The sequence below is a fragment of the Thermoanaerobacter sp. A7A genome, assembly GCF_000445185.1.
In the GTDB taxonomy this organism is placed as follows: domain Bacteria; phylum Bacillota; class Thermoanaerobacteria; order Thermoanaerobacterales; family Thermoanaerobacteraceae; genus Thermoanaerobacter.
Window position 1 is genome coordinate 1 of record NZ_AVAF01000022.1, and the last position, 8,591, is coordinate 8,591.

An 8,591-nucleotide genomic window follows, 5' to 3' on the forward strand; every position below is an offset into this window, starting at 1 on the left:
GAGGACGCTGAATAAAATAATTATTCAGCTCCTACTCGATATTTGCCTTTCTACTAATTTAATCCTATGCATTGTAGAAGGATGAGAATAAGAAAACCATTCTATAAAAGGCGGCGGAGCTACATCCAATAAACTTTTTTTAGCAAGGTCAATCTGAAGTTTTATTACAGGTTTTTTGTCGTGAAGGTACTCTACAGATAGTAAATCTGCTTGTTTTTCCATCTGCCTTGATATGTAATTTTGTATTGGAGTTGTGTCAAAATTTATAAGTAGTATAAACAAATATATCGTCGCTAAAACTGCAGAAATCATTCTTTTACCATAAGGGAGAAATAGGCTTGAGTGAATTAAAATATTAAGAAAATAAAGACCTATTACAAGTCCTACTATGCCTATTAACATACTTTTTAATACGTGATTTTCTTTCCAATGACCTGCTTCATGAGCTATAACTGCCTTTATTTCATCCTCTGGATAATTTTTTAATAATGTATCATACAATACAATCCTACTTGTCTTTCCAAATCCATAAAAGTAGGCATTGGCAAGAGTAGTCCTTTTACTTGCATCCATTTCTTGAATCTTATCTATTTTTATTTCCGCATTTTTTGATATTTCCTTTACCATGTTTATTATTTTTTGGTCTTTGATTGGGGTGAATTTATTAAATAAAGGTGCTATAAAAGTAGGATAGACGTAAATTTGCACAAACATAATTATCGTCAAAAAGACTGCAGCACTTACCCACCAGTTATTAGGCCATTTATTTAGAGCCACAAATAAGAGCAATACTCCCATTGACGAAAAAACAAAGTCTAAAGCCGCACTTTTAAAATAATCACTCCACCAAGAAGCCATTGTCTGTACAGAAAAACCCCATTCAACTTGAACAGAATGGCTTAAAAGGCTAAAGGGTAGAGATATTAACCTTAAAATTACCCATAAGGCAATGAAATATAAAAAGACATTCACATAGTATTTACCTGAAGCTAATTTTTCGGTATAGTATGAAAGCTTGATAGCATTATTCCCAAATACAAACCATATCAAAAAAGCTGCTTTTGTCAAAAAAGAAGTTATGTAAATCAATCGATTTATTCTGTGATACTTTTGCGCTTTTGATATTTCTAAAGGAGAAAAATATTTGTAGACTTCACGAGGTATATTTCCTGGAAATAATGTATAATAAAGGTATAAAGCAGAAAATATTGTGGTAATTAATATAAGTGTCAGCCACAATTTATTGAATTTTATAAAAGACATAGTCTTCAATCCTTTCACAAAGTTTTACCTAACAATATTATATCTCATTAGAGGAAAAAATAGTTTTGCAAATAAAATTATTTGCTTTTTTGTATAAATACTTATATTATATATTTGTAAAATGTAGTAAAATGCGAGGGATATATATGAAAACACTTCTTGTAGGAATCAATGCAAAATATTATCACACCAATCTTGCTATAAGAAATATAAGAAAGTTTTGTCATCCTTATGATATAGAAATTTTTGAGACTACTATAAATGACAGTACAGATTTTATGCTAGAAAGTGTTGTAGAAAAGGAACCAGACGTAGTAGGTATATCTTGTTACATATGGAATATAGAAATAGCATTAAATTTGGCTGAAAATATAAAAAAAATACTTCCGAAAGTAATATTGGTTTTGGGGGGACCTGAGGCTTCTTATGATGTAGATAATCTTTTGTCAAAAGGCTTTATAGATTACATAGTTTTAGGGGAAGGGGAAATTGCTTTTAAAGAATTATTGGAAGCGTTAGAAGGAAAAAGGGATATAAAAGAAGTTGCAGGAATTAGCTATAAGGTTGATGGGCAAATAGTAATTCAACCACAAAAAGATTATGTCAACTTAAATGAAGTTCCCATATCTTATGAGGAAGAGGAAGATTTGAGCAATAAGCTTGTGTATTATGAGACCTCAAGAGGTTGTCCTTTTAAATGTGCTTATTGTCTTTCTTCTATTGACAATAAATTGAGATATGAAAGCCTTGAAAAAGTCGAAGGGGATTTGAAGTGGTTTGTAGATAAAAATGTGAAAATATTAAAACTTATTGATAGGTCTTTTAATTCAAATAGAAAGAGAGCAAGAGAGATTTTAAATATTATGAAAAAAATAGGTGGAGATACTGTATTTCACTGCGAAGTTAACCCTGAGCTTGTGGATAAAGAGTTTATAGAAGAATTAAAAGGGTTGGAAAAAAGAATACAGTTTGAAGTAGGAGTTCAGACTACAAATAAGAATAGCTTAAAAAAAATATCTCGTATTACTGCAGTTGAAAAAGCCTTGAGAGGAATAAAACTGCTTAGAGAAGCGGGAATAAAACTGCATGTAGATTTGATAGCGGGACTTCCTGAAGATAGTTTTGAAACTTTTAGTAAAGCTTTTGATGATGTGTATAATTTAAAACCTGATGAAATACAGTTGGGATTTTTAAAAGTATTAAAAGGTACTCCTTTAATGAGAAAAGTGGAGGAGTTTAAAATAGTTTATGATAATAAGCCCCCCTATGAGATCTTGTATACAAAGGATGTTAGTTATCAAGAGTTAGTCATTTTAAAAGGTATAGCATTCCTTTTGAACAAATACTATAATTCCGGAAAATTTAAAAAAACTCTTGAATATTTGGAGAATAAATTTGAAAGGCCATTTGACTTTTATCTTGAATTTTATAAGTACTGGAAGGAAAACGAGCTATTATATAAAAATCATTCATTAAAAGCCTTATACGATATTTTATATAAATTTTCTATTGAAACACTCGATGTTGATGAGGATTTAATAAAAGACGTTATAAAATTTGATTTTTTGTATTTTAATGCTGCCAAAGATTTACCTGATTGTGTAAAAGAAAAATATGAGAAAGGTCAAGAGATTTTTAAAAAGTATATTAAAGATGAAAATTGGTTAAAAGAAAATCTTCCACAAGCTGTTGGACTTTCCAGCCTTGAATTGTCAAAAAAAATAGTTTATGAATTTTTTAAACACGATGTGACAGCAGATTTTAAAAAAGAAAATTTAATAATAATTTTCCTTCATGGAAAAGAACAAACTTATTATGCAAAATTAATTTTGTGAATTTGTTTTTAAAGGTAAATGTGATAAAATTTGTATAGTAATTGAAAAATGAGGAGGCATATTTATGAAACCTTTAGTAATCGCCCATAGAGGAGATTCAAGAAATGCTCCAGAAAACACATTAGCATCTTTTAAAAGGGCTTTAGAAATGGGAGCTGACGGCATTGAATTGGACGTGCAGCTTACTAAAGATGGACAACTGGTGGTGATTCACGATGAAAGGGTGGATAGGACTACAGACGGAATTGGCTTTGTTAAAGATTTTACTTTAAAAGAGCTTAAGAGGCTAGATGCTGGCATAAAATTTGACAAGAAGTTTGCAGGGGAGAGAATACCAACTCTTTATGAGGTTTTTGAACTCATTGGACATAAAAATTTTATTGTAAATATAGAGATAAAAAGTGGAATTGTAATTTATCCAGGAATTGAAGAAAAGCTTATCAAAGCGATAGAAGATTATGACTTTGAGGATAGAGTAGTTATTTCTTCTTTTAACCATTACAGCTTAAGGGATGTAAAGAGGATGGCACCGGGGCTTAAAATTGGGCTTCTTTATCAATGTGGGCTTGTAGAACCATGGCATATGGCAATACGAATGAAAGCGTATTCTCTGCATCCTTTTTATTTTAATATAATACCTGAATTAGTAGAGGGATGTAAAAAGAATAATATTAAATTATTTCCTTGGACTGTTGATAGGAAAGAAGACATGGAAATGATGATAAAAGCAGGTGTTGATGCGATTATCACTGACGACCCACAAACTTTGATAAATCTTTTAGAGAAGGGAGAATAATATGTCCTCGCGATTGAATTATTTGAAGATATTTAATTTAGGTCTTGGTTTTATGGTAATTTCCATGATTTGGGCAGCATATAATGCCTATATGCCCATTTTTCTTGGTAATTTTACAAAAAGCAATACTTTAATTGGGTTTGTAATGAGTTGGGACAACATTGCTAACCTTTTTATACTTCCATTTTTTGGGGCTTTAAGCGATAATACGCGAACAAGAATAGGCAGGCGAATGCCATATATACTTGTAAGCATGCCTCTTGCTGGCGTTTTATATGCTTTGCTTCCACTTCAGACAAAACTTTTATCGCTTCTTGTTATAGATTTGCTGTTTAACATTGTTGTAGCTACGTATAGGACTCCTATGGTAGCTTTAATGCCAGATATTGTAGAAGAAGAGCACAGAAGCAAAGCTAATGGAGTCATAAATTTTATGGGAGGATTAGGTTCATTAATAATATTTTTTATTGGATCTCAGCTTTATAAAATAAACAAAGCATATCCCTTCTTTTTGTCAGGGATTTTATCATTAATTATACCTATAGTTTTATTTTTAACAATTAAAGAACCTAAAATAGTTGTTAATGAGGAAAAAAAAGAAAAACAGAGTATTTTAAAGGCCCTTGCAACTGTGGTAAAAGATCAAAATAAAGCACCCTTTTATACTCTCCTGTCAATTTTTATGACAATTGCGGGTTTTGCTGCAGTTGAAACTTTTTTCACAAGGTATTGCAAAATAGCTTTAGGGATAGACGAAAGTGTTTCTTCTTTTGCAATGGGTTTTTACGCTTTGGCATTTTTAGTTTTTGCTTTACCTGCTGGATTTATAGCTACAAAAATAGGGAAAAGAAAAACTATGATGATTGGAGCTTTTGGACAAGGAATTTTATTTTTAATATTTATGATAGTACGTGATTTTAGGACAATCCAAATTTTGATGCCTTTTGCTGGAATGTTTAATGCTTTATTTACAATAAATTCTTATCCTCTTGTAGTGAGCTATACTTCAGCTGAAAAAATAGGGACATATACAGGACTTTATTATTTCTTTTCATCCCTGGCCGCAATAGTTACTCCTTCCTCTTTTGGAGCTATTATGGATTTTATAGGATTTAACAAGTTATTTTTAGCAGCGTCTATATGTTTATTTATATCTTTTGCTTTTCTATGGATAATTGGTGAAAAATATGAAAACACAATGTCGTGAAAATATCAGTTTTTTGTGATATAATTTTAAGCGTAAATAAAAATTAAAATTAGGGTGATGAAATGAAAGAGAGAATAAAATTAATAAAGGGGAATATTGTGGATCAAGAAGTAGATGCTATTGTAAATGCTGCAAATTCTTCTTTATCTGGAGGTGGTGGGGTAGACGGAGCTATTCATAGAGCGGGTGGTCCTTCTATCGATGAGGAGTGCAGAATTATAAGAGAAAAACAAGGAGGATGCCCTACAGGTCATGCGGTTATAACTGGAGCAGGTAATTTAAAGGCTAAATATGTTATTCACGCTGTTGGGCCTATATGGAGAGGCGGCAATCATAATGAAGATAATTTATTAGCAAGTGCTTACATAGAAAGCCTTAAATTGGCGGATGAATACAATGTAAAAACTATAGCTTTTCCCTCTATAAGCACAGGAGCATATGGTTTCCCTGTAGAAAGAGCTGCAAAAATAGCTTTAAGAGTAGTATCTGATTATCTTGAAGGTAGCAATATAAAAGAAGTGAGATTTATACTTTTCAGTGATAAAGATTATGAAGTATATTCAAAAGCTTATGAAGAATTGGAATAAATAAAATAAATAAAAAGGATAGGCCATAAATGGGTCTACCCTTTTTTGTTTTTATTATTTAACTATCTTTTCAGATATTAGAAGTAACATAAGTAGTCCTACAATTAGTCTATAATAAGCAAATGGTTTTAAAGGATGTTTTGCGAGATAGGACAAAAATTTATCTACTACAAATAAAGCGGTTATGAAGGACATTATGAATCCTACTGTAAGAGCTTCCCATTCCAATAAGGACATGGCAGTAAAACTTTTGATAAGTTCAAAGCCTGTTGCTGCCAACATTGTAGGTATAGCTAAAAAGAAAGAAAATTCTGCAGCTGCTTTAACTGATAAACCTACAAGCATACCTCCCATTATAGTAGAAGCAGACCGTGACATTCCAGGGAAAAGAGACATAACTTGTGCTATACCTATCCAGAAAGATTTTTTTGTGTCTACTTTGTCCATGTTGTCAATTTTATATCTTTTTCCGAAAGTATCTTCTATGACTATCATCATTATTGCACCTACAATGAGGGCAATTGCTACAGTGAAGGGCGAAAATAAATGCTCTTCAATGTATTTGTGAGTAAATAATCCTATAACTGCTGCTGGTATAAAAGCTATAAAGATTTTGAACCACAAATTAAATCCCCAATCTCCAGGTTTTAAATTTTTAAGAGAAGCAAATATTTTTCCCTTGTAATAATATACAACTGCTAAAATAGCTCCCAACTGAATGACGATTTCAAACATTGTAGCAAATTTTCCGGTAAAATTAATAAAGCTTCCTACAATGATTAAATGTCCTGTAGAGGAGATGGGGAGAAATTCAGTTAACCCTTCTACGATTCCCATTATAAAAGCTTTGATTAATAGTTCCATTACCATACCCCTTTGTCTTAAATTTTGTAACCTCTATTATTTTATATGATTAATAAGGACTAATCAATCAAAAAAATGTAAATTTAATTTATTTTTAATTTGCAAAATATGATATAATGTAATCAAGATATGAGAGGTGATTACAGGGTGATGGAAGGGACTTTTTCGTTTATTGTTGCTATTTTAATATTAGTTTTTATTTTATGGCTTTTAGGTAAATCTCTAAGGTTGATGGTAAAGTTTGTATTAAATGCCTTAGTGGGTTTTGTGATGCTTTTGTTTTTTAATTTTTTTGGTGTTCTATTTGGGATTTACTTGCCTGTCAATATAATTACTTCATTTATTACAGGAGTTTTTGGAATAGCAGGTATAGCAATTTTGCTGATTCTTAAATATTTATTCCATGTCATATAGGTTCCTTTTTAGGAACTTTTTTGTTTATTATTTTTTGTTTTGGGAATTATATTAGTGAATCTTACAATTGGAGGTATGTTATGGACATAAAAAAAGCTGTGCTCGACAACTTAAAAGGAAGAACAAAAGAGGAAATCAAAGGGTTTATACAGGAGGTTGTTGACAGCAAAGAGGAAAATGCAATACCAGGATTGGGGGTGATTTTTGAGGCGACGTGGGAAAAGTTGAGCAATGAGGAGAAAGACAGTATGATGAATTTGATAATGAGGGGAATATCTTAAAAGCCGAGGTTTAGTCCTCGGCTTTGTAATTATAATAAAAATATTGTAACAAGATATGCTGCTATAAGACCTGCTATTGCAGGTACCATGTTTTTTTTAGCGATTTTTTCGGCTTCTACGTCTATTACTGTAGAAACAGCTACGGTACTCCAAGGTATTATTGTACCACCTCCTGTCCATATTGCGGCTATCTGCCCTATAGAAGCTAAAATTGCTGGCTTTAGATTTAAAGTTGAAGAAAAAGTTTTAGCAATAGCACCTATTAAAGGAAGTCCTGAGAATCCAGAGCCGGATAAACCAGTCAGAACTCCTAATGAAAATTCTAATAAAGAAACAGTGTACTTATTTAATGGAATGTGCTGAGATAAATACATTCCTAAATCTACAAGATATCCTTTTGCATGAGGACTTATAACCTCTTTTACCATACTTGTTTCTCCAAGGAGAAAAAAAGCGCTGATTACTATAATTGGGGCAAAAGTTCTCATTCCAGTTATGAAACCTTCTCTTAAATATTCACGGGTTTTATCTAGAAAATTTTTTTGTACTAAAGTAGAGGCAATTAAAACTATTATAGATGTTCCACCTATCAAAGCAGTGGCCGCGTTAGAGTGAATTTTAAATAAAAGCATCAAAATTATATCTAAAATAAAAAGGCCTACTGCAATTATTGAAACCACCACACTACTAAAAGGAGGAGAAAGTTTGTCAATGCTATTAACGTCTAAATGATTGTTTTGCTGTTGTCTTTTACTTTGTTGCAATGTAATAAAATAAAGTATAAGAATGCTTACAGCTGAAGCTGTAGCCCAAATAGGTAAACTTGCCAATATTAATGTGTGAATTGGTATACCTGTTGCCCTAGCTGTTATAGAGGGAGCTCCTTGTATGAAAAAGTCTCCTGATAATGCTGCTCCAAAGCCAAAAATTGAAACAATAGAGGCAAGGCTTACTTTGTCAATACCCGATTTTAAAGCGGGATTGATGAGAACCGTACCTATTAAGCCGACTGCAGGAGCAGGCCATATAAAAAATGATAAAAACATCATTAAAAAACCTATTATCCAAAATGAAAAAATAGGAGTTTTTAAATATTTTATAAAAGGTTTCGTTATGATTATATCTGCGCTTATGTCATCTAAAGCTTTTGACATAGATATTATAAGAGATATTATTACTATGATTTGCCACAGCCTTTTTCCTGACACAAAAATTGCAGTGTAAAGTATTTGAACTACCTTCAAGATATTTCCAGTTGATAGAAATCCAATTAAAAATATTGCTAATATTATGGGTAAAATTATATTGTCAATTCTCAAATTAAATCTCCAAAGATTTTCAAAT

Annotated in this window: 9 protein-coding genes; 6 read left to right on the forward strand and 3 right to left on the reverse strand. The window is 31.5% G+C overall.

All coding sequences use genetic code 11. The features are described 5' to 3' along the window. Positions 1-24 precede the first annotated feature (24 nt). Positions 25-1,263, reverse strand: a complete 1,239-nt coding sequence (locus tag M663_RS0101465) for a M48 family metallopeptidase (protein WP_029687706.1) — start codon at positions 1,261-1,263, stop codon at positions 25-27. 146 nt (positions 1,264-1,409) lie between these two features. On the opposite strand from M663_RS0101465, the gene M663_RS0101470 reads away from it, so the two are divergent. The 4 genes from M663_RS0101470 (at position 1,410) to M663_RS0101485 (ending at position 5,688) form a co-directional block, all read left to right on the forward strand. Continuing rightward, positions 1,410-3,098 (forward strand): B12-binding domain-containing radical SAM protein, encoded by a 1,689-nt coding sequence (locus M663_RS0101470; protein ID WP_003868822.1) that lies wholly within the window; start codon positions 1,410-1,412, stop codon positions 3,096-3,098. A 64-nt stretch (positions 3,099-3,162) separates the two neighbouring features. Beyond that, positions 3,163-3,894: a glycerophosphodiester phosphodiesterase gene (locus M663_RS0101475; protein WP_029687707.1), complete on the forward strand. Its 732-nt coding sequence runs from the start codon at positions 3,163-3,165 to the stop codon at positions 3,892-3,894. Between the two features lies 1 nt (position 3,895). Next, positions 3,896-5,101 (forward strand): MFS transporter, encoded by a 1,206-nt coding sequence (locus M663_RS0101480; protein ID WP_004403988.1) that lies wholly within the window; start codon positions 3,896-3,898, stop codon positions 5,099-5,101. 62 nt (positions 5,102-5,163) lie between these two features. Next, entirely contained in the window at positions 5,164-5,688 is a 525-nt protein-coding gene (locus tag M663_RS0101485) for an O-acetyl-ADP-ribose deacetylase (RefSeq protein WP_003869476.1), read from the forward strand. A 54-nt stretch (positions 5,689-5,742) separates the two neighbouring features. Here the strand turns inward: M663_RS0101485 and M663_RS0101490 are convergent, their stop codons facing one another. Continuing rightward, positions 5,743-6,552, reverse strand: a complete 810-nt coding sequence (locus M663_RS0101490; RefSeq protein ID WP_004403992.1) for an undecaprenyl-diphosphate phosphatase — start codon at positions 6,550-6,552, stop codon at positions 5,743-5,745. A 150-nt stretch (positions 6,553-6,702) separates the two neighbouring features. Here M663_RS0101490 and M663_RS0101495 point away from each other — a divergent pair, with 150 nt between their 5' ends. Beyond that, positions 6,703-6,966: a pro-sigmaK processing inhibitor BofA family protein gene (locus tag M663_RS0101495; RefSeq protein ID WP_231368304.1), complete on the forward strand. Its 264-nt coding sequence runs from the start codon at positions 6,703-6,705 to the stop codon at positions 6,964-6,966. A gap of 80 nt (positions 6,967-7,046) precedes the next feature. Beyond that, complete coding sequence (gene sspI / locus M663_RS0101500; protein WP_003868635.1) at positions 7,047-7,247, forward strand: small acid-soluble spore protein SspI; 201 nt, start codon at positions 7,047-7,049, stop codon at positions 7,245-7,247. Positions 7,248-7,276: 29 nt separating this feature from the next. On the opposite strand, the gene M663_RS0101505 is transcribed toward sspI, so the two are convergent. Next, on the reverse strand, positions 7,277-8,591 hold a 1,315-nt coding region (locus M663_RS0101505), incomplete at its 5' end, for a hypothetical protein (protein WP_029687710.1).